The sequence below is a fragment of the Rhodanobacter sp. GW835-FHT13D09 genome, assembly GCF_058793995.1.
In genome coordinates this window covers 194,383-212,800 of the sequence record NZ_JBXAGL010000002.1, presented here as the reverse complement: position 1 = coordinate 212,800, position 18,418 = coordinate 194,383, and the positions used below count along the sequence as shown (strand labels likewise).

The window sequence follows — 18,418 nt, the reverse complement described above, 5'->3', positions numbered from 1 at the left end:
GAATCGACAGCAGCGTGAAGCTTCCACTATCCCGCCGTATCCACCGTAATCCGCTGCCCCGCAGGGACGTCAGCTAGTGGCACTCTCGCTCACCCCCGAAATGGTCCTGGTACTCGGGCTGGTGGGCTTCACCATGCTGATGCTGGTGCTCGAGTGGATCCGCGCCGACATGGTGGCGCTGCTGGTGGTGGTGGTGATCGGGTTGACCGGGCTGATCCCGTCCGACCGTGTGTTCAACGGCTTCGCCGGCAACGCGGTGATCGCGATCATCGCGATCATGATCATGGGCGAGGGACTCGATCGCGCCGGCGTGCTCGGCCTCACTGCGAACTTCGTGATGCGCATGGCGCGCGGCGTGGAATCGCGCCTGGGCGTGGTGATCAACCTGGTCGCCAGCCTGTTCAGCGCGGTGATCCCGAGCCAGGCGCTGGCCGCGCTGATGATCCCGGTCAGCAGCCGGCTGGCCGCGCGTACCGGCGTGCCGTTGTCGCGGCTGCTGCTGCCGATGGCGTTCTGCATCCTCACCGCCACCAACACCACGCTGATCGCGAACTCGCCGCTGATCGTGCTGAACGACCTGATCGCCAGCGCCAACGTGAACCTGCCGCCAGGCGCGCACACCATTCCGAAGTTCGGCCTGTTCAGCGTCACCCCGGTCGGCCTGACCCTGGCGCTGCTGGGCGTGGGCTATTTCTACTTCTTCGGCCACAGGCTGCTGCCCGGACACGAGGACGAGCGGCTGAAGGTCACGCCCGGGCGCACCGAGAGCTACTTCGCCGAGACCTACGGCATCGTCGGCGAAACCGCCGAGCTCACCGTCACCGCGGAGAGCCCGCTGGTCGGCATGAGCATCGGCGAGGTCGAGCAGCTGCACGGCGCGCCGCTGATCCTGGCGATCAAGAGCGGCAACGACGCGCGCATGGCGCCGCCGGCCGACCACGTGATCTGGGTCGGCTCGGTGCTCGGCGTGCTCGGCCCGCGCGAGCAGCTGAACCAGTTCGCCAACAACCAGCTGTGCCGGCTGTCCACCCGCATGCGCCAGCTGGGCGAGCTGTTCAACCCCACCCGCGCCGGCATTTCCGAGGTGGTGATTCCGCCGGTGTCGCGCTTCATCCGGCAAACCGTGGGCGAACTGCGCCTGCGCAAGCGCTTCGGCATCTCGGTGCTGGCGGTGAACCGCGGCGACCAGGTGTTCCGCGACGACGTGCGCTCGGTCAGCCTGCGCGCCGGCGACACCGTGGTGCTGCACAGCAACTGGCGCGACCTCTCGCTGGCCGCGGAAGACCGCGACCTGGTCGTCGTCACCGACATCCCGAAGGAGCAGCAGCGGCCGGGCAAGATCTGGCAGGCGGTGGGCTTCTTCGTGCTGGCGAAGTGCCTGGCGCTGTTCACCAATCTCGACCTGTCGGTGGCGATGATGACCGGCGCGATCGGCATGCTGCTGACCGGCGTGCTGAACATGGACGAGGCGTACAAGGCGGTCAACTGGAAGACGATCTTCGTCACCGCCTGCCTGATCCCGCTGGGCTGGTCGATGGACGCCACCGGCACCGCCGCGTGGATCGCCCAGGTGGTGCTGGACCACCTGGGCAGCGCGTCGCCGTGGCTGCTGCAGCTGTGCCTGGCCGTGCTCACCCTGCTGTTCTCGCAGGTGATGTCCAACGTCGGCGCCACCGTGATGATGGTGCCGATCGCGATCAGCGTGGCGGTGGCCACCGGCGGCAACCCCTCGGCGTACGCGCTGATCGTGGCGGTGTCCTCCTCCAACACCTTCCTGCTCAGCTCCGGCCACCCCGCGCTGATGATGGTCACCGGCCCCGGTGGCTACAAGGGCAGGGACTTCCTGCGCGTGGGCCTGCCGCTGACGTTCCTGGTTCTCGTCGTCACCCTGCTGGCGATCAACCTGCTGTTCCACTGAACCGAAAAGTCATCCCCCGGTTTCCTGCCCTGCACGGGGTTTCAGGGCGGACCGACCATCCCTGCCCGCCCGCAGGCAGGAGGCGCCGCATGATCGCCCCTGATACACAATGCGTCACTTGCCGCCGCAACAGGTCACCCCGCATCGCATCACGCATGCAGCCCTTGCCGGCCCGATATCCGGCAATCATGCGACAGATCTGCTGCCACGGCGTGATAAGATCGCGTTTTCACCGGTATTCCGTCCCGGGCCGGCACGGCCTGGCGCATCACTGGAGGGGGGGTGGTTATCCGGCACGATCCATGCGTCCGGCTACGCTGCACCAGGCATCGGTCCAGCGCGGCCCAAGCCATGAACCGGTCATGCTGTAATCACCGATTCACAAGGGGCAACCATTCTTGACGGCAACCAGCTCGGCTGCCAGTTACTGCTGGCGGATGTTCGCCAGTACGGGTTACGCCTACTGGAATAGGCTCGAAAGGATACACAGGGGAGTCTACAGCCGATGCAGGTTACAAGAACGATTCTTGCTTGCCTGGCCACAGGCATCACCACAAGCGTAGCGATCATCGTGTTGCGTCGATTCGCCGACCTGCTGGGCCTGGTGGATCACCCCAGCGAACGCAAGCACCACGTCGGCAACGTGCCGCTGGTCGGTGGCCTCGCCATCTTCATCGGCGTGCTGGTGGGTGCCTGCATCTGGGGCCAGTTCCAGATCTTCGACCAGGTGTTGCTGGGTACCTCATGCGTGCTGGTCATGCTGGGCACACTGGATGACCGCTTCGACCTCAGCGTGCGCACGCGACTGCTGGTGCAGCTCAGCATGATCCTCACCGTCATCGGCAGCACCGGCGTCCACATCCACAGCCTGGGGCATATCTTCGGCTATGAGCTCACTCTCGGCTGGGTCGGCATTCCGCTCACCGTGATCGCCGTGATCGGCCTGCTCAACGCGTTCAACATGATGGACGGCATCGACGGGCTTGCCGGCAGCCTGGCCCTGGTCAGCGTTGCCGCGATCATGCTGTTCAGCGGTCCCAACGCGCTGAGCGGGTCAGTCATCATGATGGTCCTGCTGGTCGTTGCGGTGCTGCCCTACCTCGCCACCAACCTCGGCTTCATGGGCCGCAAGATCTTCATGGGCGACGCCGGCAGCATGGTCGTCGGCTACCTGTTGGCGTGGACCCTGATCCGCCTCAGCCAGGACCCCGGCAGCCACCTGTCTCCGGTCGACGTACTGTGGTGCGTGGCCCTGCCCGTGCTCGACACTCTGGCTGTGATGTACCGCCGCCTGCGCCAGGGCAAATCGCCGTTCAAGCCGGATCGGGGGCACATCCACCATATCGTGATGGGCTTCGGTATTGGCCCGCGCGCTACCCTCGTCGCCCTGATCGCGCTGGCCGCGTCGATCGTCTTCCTCGGCAGCGTGATACGTTCGCTGCATCTGGGCTCCGGCTCCAATCTGGCGGCGTTCTGTGCATTCACGGTCATCTACATCGCGATCGTGGAACGTGCCTGGACACGCCAGCAGGCCCGCCGCACCCGCCTCGCCCAGCATCCGGCGGCGAACGATGACCATGTCATCCGTCATCCACCCATCGCTTCGGAAGCCACCGGCAGACAACAGCCGGCCGTCCGCCAGGAAGCATTGTCGAAGTAAGGCGTAGAACCACCAGAGCAACTACCTGACGTGGATCTGTTCGACCGATTGGCCAGTCTCAGCCAGCCCATGCCTCAAGCGACAGGTCTTGCCATCGTCGGGTTGGCTTGGTTGTGTTTTCGACGCTATCGCATCGCCGCCGCCTTCTTTGCGACAAGCGCACTCTGGCTGACGCTGTGCGCCACGCCAGCTTTTGCCGCATGGCTGCAGCGCGGGCTGGAGAGCGAGTATCCACAACGCGCGGCAAGCGCCTACCCCGTGGCCGACGCCATCGTGATCCTGGGTGGCGCACCCTTTCCGCGTGCCGAATCAGACTGGAACACCGAAACAGTCAACTTGCTGAAGTCGCGACTCGGTTTTGGCTACGCTCTGTTCAAGTCCGCACGTGCACCCGTGATTCTCCTTTCCGGTGACGGCGGAGACGCCATCACCATGGCCGACGAACTGGTGAGGCATGGCGTGTCGCCATCAGCCCTCCTGTTTGAAACCACGAGCCGTGACACACACGAGAACGCCGCCTTCTCTTCGCGCCTGCTGAAACAGCAAGGTCGACTCCGTATCCTGATGGTGACATCCTCCATGCATATGCCCCGCGCGGCGGCGAGCTTCAGACGCGAGGGGCTGGAGGTCACGCCAGCGCCTGCGCTGGATCGAGCTGACGTGTACCCGGCCTTGCGCCCGCCATGGCAACCACGCGAGGCACTGCAGCGTAGCGGGCTCAGCCTGCGCGAATATCTCGGGCTGCTGTACTACCTGTTGCGTGGCTGGGCATAAAACCACCGCACTCGGACTGTTCAGGCTTGCAGACGCCTCAAGACCTGCGCGAGGCCGAGGCCGAGGTTAGGGCCGGCCGCTCGCCGTGATGGCCGTGACAGTGATCGTGAGATCACGGCCCGTACTGATGGCGAGGTTGGCACCGGCCATTACGTCCCATCGCGTCGATAGACGAGGAAAAATTTCCGCAACGGGTGGTGCTGATTCGAAGACCAATGTCTACCAGCCTTCTATACAAATCAAAATCTTTTGATCAGCCGCCTGCGATAGGGTCTTAGAACCGCCTGCCATGAACATTCACCTTTGGCGCAGATCTCAACCTGTCTTCGACAAAGGGTTTATTACGGATAAACAGAGTATTTCCGGAACTTGATATCTTATCGGCACAGCCAATAAGCGTACGACTGAAAGGGTCGTATGAGCATGCCTCAAATCCGTTACTAAGCATCAAATCAACAATATGCGATTCACTGAACCCGTAGCGAGAGCCGCTGCCGTTTAGCTCCATAATTACAGCGCTTAACAGCTTATTTTCTAACGTTTTCTGCGCTCCTTCTAGAACTAGTGTTTCATACCCCTCAACATCGATTTTTATGAGTGACGGGACCATCCCATCCAAGGCCCCGTCCAACGAAGTGACCTCAACAATTGTTGTATTCGCACATAACTCGTCAGGCGCAAGCGCGTGGTTCGTTGTGTCTCCATCAACAGTGAATGTGATTGCTCCAAGCTTAGCACCCACGCCCTTGTTTATGCATTTTACTTTCTCGTCCAAATGATTTATGCGCATGTTTTCGATTAGCCTGCTGTAGGTGCTTGGGACTGGCTCGAATGCAACGCCTTTAGCTCTAACCGCCGAGCATGCAAGAATAGTGTAAGATCCAACATTTGCACCAATATCAACAAAGAGATCATTCTCCCGCAAAAAATGGAGCAAAAAACCCATATCTGGAAACTCGTGGAGCCCAGTATATATATTTCCCGTTAATCCCGTTTCTCCAGCTTGAACCAAAAACTTTGAGTCGTTAACCCAAGTGTAAACAATTTCTCTCGCGGGAACTAATCGGCTTCCGGCCTGCCATTTTGCGAATTTAATTATTGAGCTGAATTTATGCCCACGGTTTAATGGGTGATTAGTAATAAATTTAATGGTGTTAAAGATCGACATTATGATTTCCTCCTTATGTTCCTGCGTAAGTCATGATCATTCTTCAGCCGAGCCGCCAGAAATGGGAATAGATCATTCGATATTACGCCACTATTTAGACAAGGCCTGAGACAACTCGCCTCGCAGCTGAAGCAGGAGAATATCTAGCTTCCGCCAACCACCTGCCCCGCTGCGCCATTTCATTCCGTAGCCATGGATTGTCCAGGAGTCTGATTGCAAGTGGTCTAAGTTGATGCTCCGCCAGACCCACGCAAACACAACCGACTCCATTTGCATTAATGATCTGCTCAAGGTCATTCCCCGCGTTGATGCGGGCGAGCACAGGCAGGCCGGCACGCAGGTAGGTCAGAAACTTTCCCGGAATGTTATGCGTGGTATGCCTTGGGTCGAGCGCGATCATGCCTACATGACATTGCGCCAGCAGCCCGGGAATCGACTTCGGATCGACCTCGTCCATGAACAACACGTGGTGCAGGTCGTGAAGCCGTGCATACTCGCGCAATCGCTCCACTTCACTGCCGCGCCCCACGAAAAGAAACCCGACATCGTCGCGACTGGCCATGTCCTCCGCCAGCTCCAGCAGACAGTCCATTCCCTGTGCCGCCCCCATGTTGCCCGCGTAGACAAAGATCGTCCTGCCGGCGAGCGGCGTTGTCTGCAGCGAAACGTGGCACTCGCCGTGCGCCGACTCGGATAGCCAGTTTTCCAGCACCTCGATCCGCGCCGCACCGACGGCAGTTGCTTCAACCATAGGTATATTGCTAGGCGTCTGCACGCCAATTACGTCGGCTTGGAGGTACTGGTAACGCTCCACGTGCTTCAACAGGCGATATGCCAAACCTCGCCGCATGATGCCCGCATCGACGGCCCAATCAGGGAACAGATCGCGCAAGATCAAATAAGACTTGAGGTTCTTGCGCCGTTTAAGCCAAGCAACTACGGGCCCAAGAAAGATCGTCGGCGAGTACCAGACCACCCCGCCCCACGATTCCTTGGCAAGCGGGCTGCGCTTGAGGCCGCGGAGCAAACATAGCGACAGCAGGAACTCCGCGAACACCCTGCGCAGGTAACCGACATCCTTGGTGCGCAAGGCCTTGACACGGAGAACCTCCACGCCTTCCAGCGTTTCCATGGTCCACGCACGATCGAGGTCAGGGGCCGGCACGATGACGGTGGGCCGGTGCCCTTGCCGGACGAACTCAACCGCCAGATCGCGCATCTGCAGAGCCCCAGAAATGCGGGCTGGCACGTACGTATCGATCACGATCAGGATGCGCATGGGTGCCCCGGGATGCGGAGTGCAACAGATCCAGGGAAACAGCTCACGGCTTCCCCCAGACAACCCGGTTCACATAGTCCACGTAGCTGTGGATGACCCGTACGACTTTGTCGGATACATTCGGCATGCTGTAGTCGCCAACCTGCCGCAACATGCGCTGCGCGCCAGCAGGCTGCGTCTCCAGAATAGCAAGCGCCTGCATCACACGTTCGACATTCAAGCCGACCATCATCACCGCGGCCTCCTCCATGCCTTCGGGCCGCTCATGCGCCTCGCGCAGGTTGAGCGCGCGAAAGTTGAGGATGGACGATTCCTCATTGATCGTGCCGCTATCAGACAACACCGCCTTGGCCGATGACTGCAGCCTCACGTAATCGGAAAAGCCCAGCGGCTTCAGCAGCTGGATGCGCGCATCCAGCGTGTAGCCCATGTGGTCAAACCGTTTTCGCGTGCGCGGATGGGTCGACACGATAATCGGCATGTCGTAACGTCCGGCCACCGCATTGAGCACCTCGACCAGCGCTCCGCAGTTTTCGTCCGACTCGACGTTCTCCTCGCGATGGGCGCTCACCACGAAATAGTGCCCCGCTTCCAGGCCCAGGCGCACCAGCACGTCGGAAGCCGCAATCCGGTCCTTGTAGTGGCCCAGCACCTCGCACATCGGGCTCCCGGTCTTGATCACCATGTCCGGCGGCAGACCTTCGCGCAGCAGGTACTCGCGCGCAATGTCGCTGTAGGTCAGGTTGATGTCCGCGGTGTGGTCGACGATGCGGCGGTTGATCTCCTCCGGCACGCGCATGTCGAAACAGCGGTTGCCTGCCTCCATGTGGAAGGTAGGAATCTTGCGACGCTTGGCCGGAATCACCGCCAGGCAGCTGTTGGTATCACCAAGCACCAATACCGCATCGGGCTTAACCTCGCCCAACGCCTGATCCACGGCAATGATTACCTTGCCTATGGTCTCCGCGCCGCTAGCACCGGCTGCCTCCAGAAAGTGGTCCGGTTTGCGGATGTCCAAGTCGTCGAAGAATATCCCGTTAAGCTCGTAATCGTAGTTCTGTCCAGTGTGGATCAGCACATGCTCGCAATGCTCATCCAGCTTGGCGAGTACGCGTGAAAGCCGGATGATCTCCGGCCGCGTGCCCACCACCGTTGCCACTTTCAGCTTCTTCATCGTCATACCTTGCTGGCGATGGTGTCGGGCCGCGCCCGGTCGAAAATCTCGTTGGCCCACAGCATCACCACCATCTCGTCGTCACCGATGTTGGTGATGTCGTGCGCCCAGCCGGGAATGGTCTCCACGATCACTGGCTCGTCGCCCGACGTATCGAGCGCATAGACCTCGTCGGTGAGGATGTGGCGGAACTTGAATCGCGCCCTGCCCTTGATGACCAGGAATTTCTCGGTCTTGCTGTGGTGGTAATGGCCGCCTCGGGTAATCCCCGGGTGTGCAGTGAAGAAGGAGAACTGACCCGAGTCCCGAGTCTTCAGCATTTCCACGAACACGCCGCGCTGGTCGCCGTACTTCGGCACCCCGTAACTGAATTGCGCCGGCTCCAGGTAGCTCACGTAGGTGGCATACAGCGCGCGCACCAGCCCCTCGCCAACCCGCTCGGTCACCAGGCTGCCGCGCACCTCACCGAACGCGCGGATCTGTTCGACCAGTTCACCGACGGTGGCCGTGTAGGCAGGTGCAACCGCACCGAACACGACGCCAGTCGGCGGCTCCCGCAGGAATCGCAGAAGCTCGGCCACCACATCATCCACATAGACCAGCTGCACGGGTGCAGCCGGATCATTGATCTGCACAGGCAGGCCACGCGCGATGTTGTGGCAGAACGTGGCCACGGCCGAGTTGTAGTTTGGACGGCACCACTTGCCGAACACGTTCGGCAACCGGTAGATCGCCACCGGCGAACCCGTGCTGACGGCATGCGCGGACAGCCGCTCCTCCGCGGCGCGCTTGCTGCACCCGTAGGGATTCTCCTGCACCGCCTGGATCGAAGACGCAAACGCCACTGGAATCGCCCGGCCGGATCGCGCCAGCAGATCACACAGATGCCCGGTGAAGTCGGCGTTGCCCGTTGTGAACTCCGCGGGATCCTGTGGCCGGTTCACGCCAGCCAGGTGAATCGCGGCGTCGGCGTCGCTCACCGCTGCCTGCAAGGCGGCCGAATCGGTAGCACGCGTGACAGGCAATACCTCGATGCCCTCGCGCTCACCCAGCGCCACGCGCAGATTCTTGCCAATGAAGCCGTCGGCCCCGGTGATCAAGACCTTCATGGCTCAATCCACCGGCTTGGCAACACGGCCAGCGATCAGGTCGCGAATGAAGTCCAGCTTCAGCAGCAGCTTCTTCATCCCTTCCACATCAAGCTGGTCGGTGTTGTGCGAGGTGTAATCGTCGCTGCGGCTGATCTTCGCCTCGCCATGCTCCACGAACTTGCCGTAGTTGAGATCGCGCAGGTCCGCCGGTATGCGGAAATAGCCCGGCAGATCATCCGTACGCGCGTGCTCCTCACGGCTCAGCAGGGTTTCGTGCAACTTCTCGCCATGCCGGGTACCAATGATGTCGATGCCGTGGTCCGGACGGCCCAGCAACTCGAACAAGGCATGTGCCAGCACGTCCAGGTTGGCGGCGGGTGCCTTCTGCACGAGGATGTCGCCGCTCTGGCCATGCTCGAACGCATACAGCACCAGGTCGACGGCATCGTCCAACGTCATCATGAAACGCGTCATCGCCGGGTCGGTAATCGTCACCGGCCGCCCCGCCAGCATCTGCTCCACGAACAACGGAATCACTGAACCTCGCGACGCCATCACGTTGCCATAGCGCGTACCGCAAATGGTGGTGCGCTCCGGGTCGACCACGCGCGACTTGGCGACGAAGATCTTTTCCATCATCGCCTTGGAAATGCCCATGGCGTTGATCGGGTAAACCGCCTTGTCGGTGCTCAGGCAGATCACCTTGCGTACGCCGCACTGGATCGCTGCCTCGACCACGTTCTCGGTACCGAGCGCGTTGGTCTTCACCGCTTCCAGCGGATAGAACTCGCAAGATGGTACCTGCTTGAGCGCAGCCGCATGGAAGACGTAATCCACTCCACGCATGGCGTTCATTACGCTCTGCGGATCGCGCACGTCGCCGATGTAGAACTTCAGCTTGTCGTTGGCGTACAGCTTGCGCTGATCGTCTTGCTTCTTTTCATCGCGGCTGAAAATGCGGATTTCGCGCACGCCAGTCTGCAGGAATCGCCGCAGTACGGCGTTGCCGAAAGAGCCGGTGCCGCCGGTGATCAATAAAACCTTGTCATCAAACACAAAAACCTCCATGCCCTCTTCGCCCCGGCGTGCTTGCCGGGCACCGATCAATACTGTGGAACCCGCGGATCCGGCTTGCCTGGTCCGTTCGGACGCTTCAGCGGCAGCCGCCCGGTAATTCGAATCTCGCGCAGCTTGTATTCCCACACCCGGTAGACGTCGCTGCGCAGGCGGGACCAGGCATAGCCCACCCAACCAACGCGCCATGCGCCCTGGATCAGATAATGATGCAGGAAGATCACCTGATAGCGGCACGGAAAACGGCGATAATGTTTCTTGATCCACATTCTGCGTTGCAGGGCATTGCCCAACAGCCGCGGCTCGACTGAAAGCGCGCGGCCCTCATGAGCCGCGACCGCCTCTGCCGACGTATACCGGTTCTGCTTGTCCAGCCAGTGGTCGAGATCGGGGCTGTCGTGATGTTCGATATCGCCCTCGACGCGCCGAATTTCCCCCTCCACCATCGGATGCTCATTGACCAGCACATCGGAGAACCGGCAATGGCCCGTGCGCCATACGCGAAGCAATTCATGCCGCACCGGCAAGGGACGCCCCATGAACCAGAGGCGCCGGTCCATCGAAAATCCGTCGGCCTTAGCGTTCGGCATCGCCAGGGTCAGGACCAGGTTCTGTTTCAACGCATCCGTCAAACGCTCGTCCGGGTCCAGCTTCATGGTCCATGGGGCCGTAATGGGTAGAGTCTCCAGCGCAAAGTTCCACTGGTCTCCGAAGCCATGGAATGCATGCTGCACGACGTGCGCACCGTGACGGAGCGCGATCTCCACCGTGTCGTCCGCACTGTAGCTATCAACCACGAACACTTCCTGCGCCCAGCCTTTCAGGTTATCGAGCACCGCATCCATGTTGTGCGCTTCGTTCAGCGTGATCATGACGACGGCCACAGGTACCCCGCCGCATCCTGATGAAGGCACATCGGCCACTGCGGATTCGGCCCCATGTTCGGACGCACTCATGAAGGTCGCCCTTCTCCATCCGATGGGAGCGCCACCAGATTGGTCGTTCGCATCCCGACTTCTCCAGGCTCCCTGGTGCCGAATGACTCGCCATCGAAAACGTCATAGCTCGCGGACCGCAAGAGGGCCACGACCTCGGCGCGCGTACCGCCAGTCACCTCACAATAGATGCGGGGCCTAATGTCGACCAACATGCGGCGGCCACCCCGTAACACGTCCAACTCCGCGCCCTCCACATCGATTTTCAGCACGGAAGGCGGCCGGAAATATTCAACAAGCTTGTCCAAGCGCAAGGCCGGGAGCGTTCGCACTTCCAGGACACCACCCGTTTGGGTGGAACCATAGCCTTCAATGGCGTTGGAGGCTCGCGCCCGGCGCGCGATGGCGAAACGCACAAAGCCGTCCTGATCGCTGATCGCGATTGGCAGAACCGTCAATCGGCGGTCAGCACGGCGTGCCGTCTTGAACAACAATGACACGGCGTCTTGATCCGCTTCGACGGCCACAACGCTTCCGGTACTGCCGACGTGATGCATTGCCGCCATCGAAAAAAGACCCACGTTGGCGCCAACATCCCATACGCAATCGCCGGGCCGGACCAAGGCTCCGGCAATCCTGAGAAGTTCGGGATCAAACTTACCGGATCGCTTGAACAGATACTTGAGCCCACCGACACGCGCACTGACCACAAGTTGCCCACCTCCGCTGCTGGCTGGGAGCCTGCGGGCAATCGTCAACGGCCCCAGAAGGCGCTCTGCGCACCGTCGCAGGAACCCAACCGGCAACACCGCTGTACTTTGATCACTTTGGCTCATCAGGCATCCTTCACAGATCCAGGCGGCGTGCCACCCTGCAACAACCATGCATATGCCGATTCCATCCGATCAGCCACCGACGCCCAACTGAAATCCCGCTGCATCCACGCACGTCCTGCGCGCCCCATGCTTGTACGCTGCTTGTCCGGCAAGCGCATCGCGGTATCCAGCGCCTGGGTCAACGTTGAGACCTCGTTGGAAACCCACCAACCGCACCCTTCGTCTTCGACACCGGACCATGGCGCGCCCCGGCTGACCACCACCGGGCAAGCATGGGCCAAGGCTTCCGCAACCACCATGCCGAAATTTTCTGAGTGCGTGGGCAGCACGAACAGATCCGCCTGGAAGTAGGCCTCCGCCTTGGCGGCGCCATACAGCGGGCCGGGGAACTCCACGCGCTGCAGCCGCAGTGACTGCGCCAGTGCCTCGACCTCCCGCACGTGCTCCGGCTCCCCTTGCCCGGCAATCACCAGTCGCCAGTCCGAATGCAAGGCTTGCAGTTCCATCCAGGAATGCAACAGCCGGTCCAGTCCCTTCGTCGGGTGAATCCGACTCAGAAACAGCAATGTGCGTGTACCACTTGGTGACTTGGCCGTTGGTAGCGGTGGCAGGTCGATGCCATTCGGCACCACGACGACAGGAGCGGTGAAGCCCCGTGCGCGGATCTCGGCATATTCCACTTCACTGGTGGCATGCAATAAATCCGCACGCGACAAGGCGCGGCGTTGTAGTGGCCACAACGCCGCCTTCAGCGCCTTGGTGCGGCCTAATGCCCAAGACGAGAGCGTGCCGCGCGGGGAAGTCACGAGCTTGGCACCGCGTCCGGGTACCACCCATCCGCTGGCAACATTCACCATCGACCACAGGCTGTGGTTGTGGACGATGTCCACGCGACACGCTTTTGCGTGCAGCGCGCGCGCAAGACTCGATGAAATGGCGAACCGCCCCGACACCGGCCATTGCGGGTGCACGTCCAGCCGGACACCCGGGATCTCGCCGCGTGTGGCCAGGCAGGATAATTCCACGTCGTGCCCGCGGGCGGCCAGGCTTTCACACAGGCGCGGCACTGAGTAGGAGGGACCTGCCGCCTCCTGGTCGATGTGGGGCACCACGTGTACCAACTTCATGTTCCCGCCTCGAAGGTCGCGACGACCTCTTTCGCCCAGGCACGGCTATCCAGAGTCGAGCCTGCTTTACCCGCCCGATCCGCCAGCCAACGGCCCACGGGTATCCCGAAGCCGGTCTTGCGGCGCTCGATGATCGCGCGCGGCAATGGTTTGGCGGGGGCCTCCGCCAGCAAGGTCTTCTTCGGAAACCGCTGGAACGCCGACAGCAGCGGCTGAACGTCGGCCAATAGCCATGCGTCGACCAGTGGTGTTCGCAGCTCCACGCTGTGATCCATGCTGGCCCAGTCACTGTCGCGCAGCAGCTGGTTGCGCATGTAAGTGGTAGATTCGATCTGCCCCAACGCGAGGCGCGGGTCGCCGGGAATAGGTCCGCTCATGCGCTGCGTCCACGTATCGGCTTCAAACCCCATCAGCGCCTCCCTCGCCCGATCCTCACCCATCAAGCCAGGCAGTTCGTCAGGCGCGTGCAGACTGCGACGCAGCCACCAGGCGCCCGACAGCGTGCGTGACCATTGCGCAGCGTGGCGCCAACGTTGGTTGCCAGTCCGGCGTGCCTGCAGATTTCCGGCCAATCGTGCCGCCATACCTGCGCCCGGGATGCGCATCGCCGCAGAGCAGCGCGCAACCAGACGCGGCAGCTCATCGAAACTCTCATAGCCCTGGAACAACTCGTCACCACCCACGCCTGACACCACGACCTTCAGCCCAAGCTCCGCGACGGCCTTGCTGGCGTACCAGGTATTGATGCCATCGATGCTGGGCTGGTCCATTGCATCCAGGATGCGCGGAAGGTCGGCGAGGAATTCCTCACGCGTTACTCGCCGGACGTGGTGGCGGATGCCGTAGTGAGCAGCGATGGCTGCCGCAACTGGCGCTTCATCCTGATGGCTGCCTTTGAATTCATCGTAGGAAATGGTGATGCCCTGCACGTCCCTGACACTTGGATCCACCATCAGGCCCGCCAGTGCGCCCGAATCGATGCCGCCGGAAAGAAAGACACCAACAGGTACGTCCGACACCAGATGATTCGCCACCGATGACCGCAAGGCTGCGCGCGTACGCTCGCAGGCTTCGTCATCGCTCACATCCGGGGCTGACGCAGCATTTCGCCAAGATTCGCCGATGTCCCAGAACATTCGCGGCTCGGCGATGCGCTCGTGCTCTACCCACGCATAGTGCCCTGCGGGCATTGCGTGGATATCGCGATACCATGTGTGCGGTTCCGGCACGCTGCCCAATAGCCAGAATCCCGCTTGGCCATGGACGCCCGGCTCGCGCGAGACCACGCCCGTGGCCAGCAGTGCCTTGACTTGCGAGGCAAACAAGACCCCTTCCCTGGAGACCGCGTAATACAGCGGCTTGATGCCGTAGGGATCACGCGCCGCGAACCCGCGTTTGGCCATCCGATCCCAGATCACAAAAGCGAACATACCCCGCAGTTTTCGCAGCATTGCTTCGCCTTCCGCTGCGAACAATGCCAGCAAGACCTCAGTATCCGACGTAGTGCGGAACGTGTCCCCTGCCGCTTCACGCTGGCGGCGCAAGTCGGCGAAGTTGTAGATCTCACCATTGAAGGCGATGACATAGCGACCACAGGCCGAATGCATCGGTTGGGCAGCACGCGAGTCCAGATCCAGGATCGCCAGTCGGCGGTGTCCCAGGCATGCGCCTTCCTCCTGCCACAACCCTTCGCCATCCGGGCCACGGCGTTGCATGCGTTGCAAGGCGAGGTGGATGCGGAATTGCGGCACGGAGGCAGGGCTGAATGTTGCGATGAGGCCGCACATCAGGGTTCTTTCCTTTTTCGCATCAGTCGCTCCCACATGTCGATGAATGCTTCACCGGCTACGCGCTGGTCAAAACGCTGCTCGATGGTCTGCCGGGCCTTTCCTCCCATCACGATATTGAGCTGGAGATTTTGCAGTAGTTGAGCCAGCCGCGAGGCCATGGCGGCAGCGTCGTCCAACGGCACCAGATAGCCATCGCTCCCATCCGTGATGATCCCATCCGGACCGCCACTGCGAGTGGAAACCACCGGCACGCCGCAGGCCATGGCTTCCAGGACAACGACGCCCAGCCCCTCCTCATCCGAAGGAAACCCGAACACGCTTGCCCCTTGATACAGGCGCAACAACGCGTCCTGGTCCGGCATTTCCACATAGCTGACCCGCTCCCGCAAACCCAGCACCGTGGCGCGCTGCCAGAATGCATCGGGTGGCCCGCTGGAACCGGCCAGCACCAGCCGCACGTCATCGCGAAGCTGGGCCGGCAGCAACGCATAGGCCTCCAGCAACAATCGGATGTTTTTGCGTGGGTCATCGAGACGAGCCACGCACAGGATGTAGGGATCGTGTCCAAGATCACGTGTCATGGGCGGACGAAAAGTCTCGGCATCGACACCTGGTGGCGCATAACGCAAGTCAACATCGCGGCCAGCATTCAGACCACGCGCATATTCCAGCATCCACGGGTTCATGACCTGGATCGCATCCACACCACGCAATGCGCTGTCATCCATGCGATCCGTGATTTCTGTCATGGCCTTGCGCCACCATTCGGAAAGGCGCCTGGGATTTGCATCGCGCTGGCGCCTCTCGACACGTGCCCGCGTCGCAACCTGCAGGGCAACCGGCTTGCCCAAGCCAAGCACCGCGTTCGCCCAGGCGGGCGATCCGCAGACCACCTGGATTATGTCGCAATCGGCAAGCAACGCTGCCAATGCAGCGCGTGGCCGATAGCGCTGGAACTCGAATTGGGCGAGACGGGCGCCCACATGGGGTACGTCGTAATCGAGCCACCTGCGACGCCCTGCGGTTGGTGCACGCATCCAACTGCCCGGCTTGAACACAGAAGTGCTTTCGCTATCGGTGGTCGACATGCAGAGTGAGACGGGACGCACGAGCCACTCGCCACTGCGTTCCGCGGTGTCTTTCATGAAACGGGCGACGGCAGGAACACCGCCTCCCTGATGGAGACCTGGAACAACAAGGGCAAGACGCGGGGTCATGGCGTGCAAGCCTCGACGGTACCCGGAGCGACTCTCGACAAGACGCACCCGTTTCCCATCACCGAATTCGCATCCGATATCCATCTAGTGGCCATGAGGATTTGCCACCACTCGTTTCGCAGCTTCCGCGATAGCATCTACCGTGCAGGTGATATCCCACGATTGAATGGTTATGCGGGCACGTTCCGCCATTTGCTTGCGCTGCATCTCATTCCCGAGAACAGTGGTCAGACATTCCGCCAATGCGAAGATATCACCACAGGGATACACGAGCCCCGCACCGGTGTCAGCAACCAAGTCACGCGCCGCCCCCACCTCATCGCTGACGACGACCGGCAAGCCTGCGGCCATGACTTCATTGACGACCAGGCCCCACGGCTCCGAATCGGACGGCAGCACAAAAACGTCGCACGATGCGTAGATTTTCCCGAGCTCCGACTGATTTTTGAAGCCGAGGAAGTGAATCTGATACTGACCGAGGGCAGTCGCCTGTTTCCGAAGTTTGGCTTCTTCCTCTCCCGAACCGACTATCACCAGCGCAGCATCGGGGAATCGACTCGCGGCGACTGAAAAAGCTTCGATGAGATCAGCCGCACGCTTCAGCGCAATCAACTTGGATGCAAACAAGACAAGCTCCGCGTTTTCTGACGTCCCGAGCTCTTTCCTGAACGCCGTGCGCACAGCTTCGCGACGCTCTTCTGGTATTGTGAACGCCGCGTTATCCACACTGAACGGCGCGAAAAAAATCGAATCCCTCGCCATCCCCAAGGAAGCGTAGTAATCACGGTTGGCGGAGCCCACCGCGATGGCACCGTGACACAGGCGCAAGATGGCTTGCTTTAGGCGGCGCTTGAATGGTGAAACGTTGCTTTCCTGAATCCTCGTGTCGCCACGTATGAGCACCCGCACGCCTGTCATGCGGGCGACCAGCATGGCCAACAGGTTGGTGGGGGAGGTATAGCCATGCACGATCAGCACGTCGGGCTTTTTTCGCATCAATTCCCAGGCGACTCGCCACTGGCACCCGCCATTTTCCACGCGGCTTGAGAGAAACCGATGGGAGTAGCCGTCCAGTAAAGGAAGATCCCATTGCACCTCGCGTCCGAAGCCTTCATCACGATAAGGCACCGTACCCATCCGCGTGTGGTAGAACACCTTGAAATCCAACTCCTGGCGTTCTGCCAGCAATCGAAACAAGGGAACGAAATACTGGATTGGATGGCTGACCAAGATGGCCAGACGCAAATTCCGGCGCATGGCCTAACGGTGCCCCGACCGCTTCTGCAACAGCTGCAAGATGTCAGCCGCGCGTGCATCTAAAGAATAGGCCGGAACGGCACGCGCGTGAGCTCGCGCCGCGAAAGCAGCACGCTTCAGTGGCTGGTCGACGAAATGGCGCACGTGCGCCGCCAGTTCGCTTGCATCGTCGAACATTGGCACTTCGGTGGCTTCGTCGTAGGCGAATTGCACGAAGGGCGTGCGCTGATGGATGAAGAAACAGTGGGCTGCAGCCAGCTCGTAGGTGCGCGTGGTGTCTTCATCGCCCGGCTGCTTCCTGCCGTCGATCTTGATCTCGCGATTGATCGGGGCGATGCACACACTGGAAGAGCGCAGGAAATCCACATATGAGCGCCCCTGAAGTGCGCCGGGGAATTGCCAATGGGCGGGAAACTCCGCAGCATGGTCCAGCCAACCAATGCCGCCAATCCCTACTCGCAGATGGAGGTTGCTCAGCGCAGGTACAAGCGCCAGCATCAGCCGGTGATACTCCGGTCGCCACGTGGCGACCATGCCGAGGTCAAACTGCGGCTCACTCTTGGCCGCTGCTTTTGCCAGATGCAAGGCCGGGTCGTAGCCCTGCGGTACGAACACGCACTCGTTGGAATAACCGTAGGTCGAGTTCCACTCGGACGGATGGAAAGTCTTGCTCGAAATGACCAGATCATAGGCACCCATTGCCTCGCGATGGCGCTGCCCATGTGCATGCGGGGAACAGTCTGGGTAAATATTGACAGTTAGGACATTCGATGCGCATGCCTTGATCCGCGCAAGAAGGTCCGCACCGATCGGATTGCCCTTGTAGGTCATGACTACGTCCGGTTGCAGGCGCTTCGCCCGCGTCATAATGGCGTCGCCCAGCTCTCGACGGTACTGCGGTCCCAGCAAACGGTGAATACCGCGTAACCATCGTGCGCGATGCTTGGGCAGGAACGCATCTTCGTTGATTTCGTCTAACTCGACGTCGGGGTAACGCGCGAGCGCCTCGCGCATGCTGCGCGCGCAAGAGCCAAGCCAAGACTCTCCGATGAACAATATCTTCATTACTCGGCACCCCTCGCCTCAACGCTATTGAAATCCCGTCAACCGTTGTTCTC

15 protein-coding genes are annotated in these 18,418 nt (G+C 61.1%); 3 read left to right on the top strand and 12 right to left on the bottom strand.

Annotation, left to right across the window (positions count from 1 at the left end):
- The first annotated feature begins 100 nt into the window (after positions 1-100).
- From AC1Q5A_RS03790 to AC1Q5A_RS03780, 3 genes are all read left to right on the top strand, one after another.
- A complete protein-coding gene (locus AC1Q5A_RS03790; protein WP_492699048.1) occupies positions 101-1,918 on the top strand; it encodes an SLC13 family permease in 1,818 nt (605 codons plus the stop codon).
- Positions 1,919-2,489: 571 nt separating this feature from the next.
- Positions 2,490-3,578, top strand: a complete 1,089-nt coding sequence (locus AC1Q5A_RS03785) for an undecaprenyl/decaprenyl-phosphate alpha-N-acetylglucosaminyl 1-phosphate transferase (protein WP_492698460.1) — start codon at positions 2,490-2,492, stop codon at positions 3,576-3,578.
- Between the two features lie 30 nt (positions 3,579-3,608).
- On the top strand, positions 3,609-4,352 hold the full coding sequence (locus AC1Q5A_RS03780) for a YdcF family protein (RefSeq protein ID WP_492698458.1): 744 nt from the start codon (positions 3,609-3,611) through the stop codon (positions 4,350-4,352).
- A gap of 274 nt (positions 4,353-4,626) precedes the next feature.
- Here the strand turns inward: AC1Q5A_RS03780 and AC1Q5A_RS03775 are convergent, their stop codons facing one another.
- From AC1Q5A_RS03775 to AC1Q5A_RS03720, 12 genes are all read right to left on the bottom strand, one after another.
- A complete protein-coding gene (locus AC1Q5A_RS03775; RefSeq protein ID WP_492698456.1) occupies positions 4,627-5,520 on the bottom strand; it encodes an FkbM family methyltransferase in 894 nt (297 codons plus the stop codon).
- A gap of 94 nt (positions 5,521-5,614) precedes the next feature.
- Positions 5,615-6,799, bottom strand: a complete 1,185-nt coding sequence (locus AC1Q5A_RS03770; RefSeq protein WP_492698454.1) for a glycosyltransferase family 4 protein — start codon at positions 6,797-6,799, stop codon at positions 5,615-5,617.
- A gap of 43 nt (positions 6,800-6,842) precedes the next feature.
- A complete protein-coding gene (wecB, locus tag AC1Q5A_RS03765) occupies positions 6,843-7,973 on the bottom strand; it encodes a non-hydrolyzing UDP-N-acetylglucosamine 2-epimerase (protein WP_492698452.1) in 1,131 nt (376 codons plus the stop codon).
- Between the two features lie 2 nt (positions 7,974-7,975).
- Positions 7,976-9,082, bottom strand: a complete 1,107-nt coding sequence (wbjC, locus tag AC1Q5A_RS03760) for a UDP-2-acetamido-2,6-beta-L-arabino-hexul-4-ose reductase (protein WP_492698450.1) — start codon at positions 9,080-9,082, stop codon at positions 7,976-7,978.
- 3 nt (positions 9,083-9,085) lie between these two features.
- Positions 9,086-10,120, bottom strand: coding sequence for a polysaccharide biosynthesis protein (locus AC1Q5A_RS03755; RefSeq protein WP_492698448.1), 1,035 nt, complete (start codon positions 10,118-10,120; stop codon positions 9,086-9,088).
- 47 nt (positions 10,121-10,167) lie between these two features.
- Positions 10,168-11,094, bottom strand: coding sequence for a glycosyltransferase family 2 protein (locus tag AC1Q5A_RS03750; protein WP_492698445.1), 927 nt, complete (start codon positions 11,092-11,094; stop codon positions 10,168-10,170).
- Complete coding sequence (locus AC1Q5A_RS03745; protein ID WP_492698443.1) at positions 11,091-11,909, bottom strand: FkbM family methyltransferase; 819 nt, start codon at positions 11,907-11,909, stop codon at positions 11,091-11,093. Before AC1Q5A_RS03745 ends, AC1Q5A_RS03750 begins: the two co-directional genes overlap by 4 nt.
- A complete protein-coding gene (locus AC1Q5A_RS03740) occupies positions 11,909-13,036 on the bottom strand; it encodes a glycosyltransferase (protein ID WP_492698441.1) in 1,128 nt (375 codons plus the stop codon). The genes AC1Q5A_RS03745 and AC1Q5A_RS03740 overlap by 1 nt, the downstream gene beginning before the upstream one ends.
- Entirely contained in the window at positions 13,033-14,823 is a 1,791-nt protein-coding gene (gene asnB, locus AC1Q5A_RS03735) for an asparagine synthase (glutamine-hydrolyzing) (protein WP_492698439.1), read from the bottom strand. The genes AC1Q5A_RS03740 and asnB overlap by 4 nt, the downstream gene beginning before the upstream one ends.
- A complete protein-coding gene (locus tag AC1Q5A_RS03730) occupies positions 14,823-16,043 on the bottom strand; it encodes a glycosyltransferase family 4 protein (RefSeq protein ID WP_492698437.1) in 1,221 nt (406 codons plus the stop codon). Before AC1Q5A_RS03730 ends, asnB begins: the two co-directional genes overlap by 1 nt.
- A gap of 84 nt (positions 16,044-16,127) precedes the next feature.
- Positions 16,128-17,300, bottom strand: a complete 1,173-nt coding sequence (locus AC1Q5A_RS03725) for a glycosyltransferase (RefSeq protein ID WP_492698435.1) — start codon at positions 17,298-17,300, stop codon at positions 16,128-16,130.
- A 3-nt stretch (positions 17,301-17,303) separates the two neighbouring features.
- Positions 17,304-18,365 (bottom strand): glycosyltransferase family protein, encoded by a 1,062-nt coding sequence (locus tag AC1Q5A_RS03720; protein ID WP_492698433.1) that lies wholly within the window; start codon positions 18,363-18,365, stop codon positions 17,304-17,306.
- Positions 18,366-18,418: the final 53 nt, after the last annotated feature.

Coding starts and splice junctions, on each gene's coding strand:
- AC1Q5A_RS03790 (WP_492699048.1), top strand. CDS start 101: ATGGTCCTGGTACTCGGGCTGGTGGGCTTCACCATGCTGATGCTGGTG.
- AC1Q5A_RS03775 (WP_492698456.1), bottom strand. CDS start 5,520: ATGTCGATCTTTAACACCATTAAATTTATTACTAATCACCCATTAAAC.
- AC1Q5A_RS03770 (WP_492698454.1), bottom strand. CDS start 6,799: ATGCGCATCCTGATCGTGATCGATACGTACGTGCCAGCCCGCATTTCT.
- wecB (WP_492698452.1), bottom strand. CDS start 7,973: ATGAAGAAGCTGAAAGTGGCAACGGTGGTGGGCACGCGGCCGGAGATC.
- wbjC (WP_492698450.1), bottom strand. CDS start 9,082: ATGAAGGTCTTGATCACCGGGGCCGACGGCTTCATTGGCAAGAATCTG.
- AC1Q5A_RS03750 (WP_492698445.1), bottom strand. CDS start 11,094: ATGAGTGCGTCCGAACATGGGGCCGAATCCGCAGTGGCCGATGTGCCT.
- AC1Q5A_RS03745 (WP_492698443.1), bottom strand. CDS start 11,909: ATGAGCCAAAGTGATCAAAGTACAGCGGTGTTGCCGGTTGGGTTCCTG.
- AC1Q5A_RS03740 (WP_492698441.1), bottom strand. CDS start 13,036: ATGAAGTTGGTACACGTGGTGCCCCACATCGACCAGGAGGCGGCAGGT.
- asnB (WP_492698439.1), bottom strand. CDS start 14,823: ATGTGCGGCCTCATCGCAACATTCAGCCCTGCCTCCGTGCCGCAATTC.
- AC1Q5A_RS03730 (WP_492698437.1), bottom strand. CDS start 16,043: ATGACCCCGCGTCTTGCCCTTGTTGTTCCAGGTCTCCATCAGGGAGGC.
- AC1Q5A_RS03725 (WP_492698435.1), bottom strand. CDS start 17,300: ATGCGCCGGAATTTGCGTCTGGCCATCTTGGTCAGCCATCCAATCCAG.
- AC1Q5A_RS03720 (WP_492698433.1), bottom strand. CDS start 18,365: ATGAAGATATTGTTCATCGGAGAGTCTTGGCTTGGCTCTTGCGCGCGC.